The following is a 1,037-nucleotide window of genomic DNA, read 5'->3' as shown; positions in this document are numbered from 1 at the left end:
AAATCCAGGGAGCGGGCCAATTCTGAATCATCAAGATCATCGGCAAGAACCACAATGTCTCCTTGGTTTGCACCTGCTTGTGAAAATTGGCTTAACGACAATTCGATTGCAGCAGGGAGGTTCGAGCCTTGGAATGGCATCAGCTCTGGCGACAAGTTCTCGATGATACCTGCTAGCGTACTAGCATCCGTCGTTAGCGGACTCAAGCTGTAGGCATCGCCTGCATAGGCGATCAATCCAGTCGCCCCCTCTTTCCACTTCGGCAACAAGTCCAACGCTTTGTAACGTGTTTGAGTAAGGCGATTGGGTTTGATGTCGCTGGCGTACATCGAGCGAGACATATCTAGCACTAGCATGCGATTTTGGCTTAGCTCGAAGCTTGGACGTGTATTTGATTGCCAGCTCGGCCCAGCGAGCGCTGCGCAGGCAATCGCCCAAGCCAAGCCCCAAATCGTAAAATAGGGTTTGGACTGGGTGGTTTGCCCAAGCATTTTGGCGAGGTGCGGGGCAATCAGCGCGGATTTTTTCGCTCTAAATTTTTGATTAATCAGGAGTACGAAGGGGATTGTTATCAGTCCCAGTAACCAATATGGGTTAAGGAAAGTAAACTCAGCCATGTTTTCTCCTTAGCAGGAACAACAACATAGAAAGCACTAAAGCTGCACTCAATGGGTATGGGAACCATTCGGACTGAGGCCGCCAAGTTTGGGTATCGCTTGATACAGGTTCCAGTTTGTTGATTGTGTCGTAGATCTTTTCAAGTTGTTCGGCATCTCGCGCACGGAAGTACTGCCCGCCAGTCATTTCTGCAATCTTCGTGAGCGTTTGTTCATCAAGGTCGGCTGCGGTGTCGACCTTACGAGTCATAAAAAAGTCTTTCACCATCATTTCGCCAGCACCTACGCCGACGGTATAAATAGTGGCATTGTATTTCTTCGCAATCTCAGCCGCTTCGATTGGATCTAACACACCAGCGGTGTTACTGCCGTCACTGAGCAAAATCATCACGCGCTGGGGCGCATCGCTATCGACAAAGG

Annotated in this window: 2 protein-coding genes; both read right to left on the bottom strand. The window is 49.8% G+C overall.

Features of this window, described 5'->3' with window-relative positions:
* Nucleotides 1-617: VWA domain-containing protein (locus R7Q38_RS24860; RefSeq protein WP_318114738.1), on the bottom strand; the 617-nt coding region annotated here is incomplete at its 3' end.
* Nucleotides 610-1,037: VWA domain-containing protein (locus tag R7Q38_RS24855; protein WP_318114736.1), on the bottom strand; the 428-nt coding region annotated here is incomplete at its 5' end. The genes R7Q38_RS24860 and R7Q38_RS24855, both read right to left, overlap by 8 nt.

The sequence above is a fragment of the Vibrio sp. Vb0598 genome, assembly GCF_033338935.1.
GTDB classification, from domain to species: Bacteria; Pseudomonadota; Gammaproteobacteria; order Enterobacterales; family Vibrionaceae; genus Vibrio; species Vibrio alginolyticus.
The sequence above is the reverse complement of the archived record's forward strand: the minus strand, read 5'-3'. Positions and strand labels throughout refer to the sequence as shown.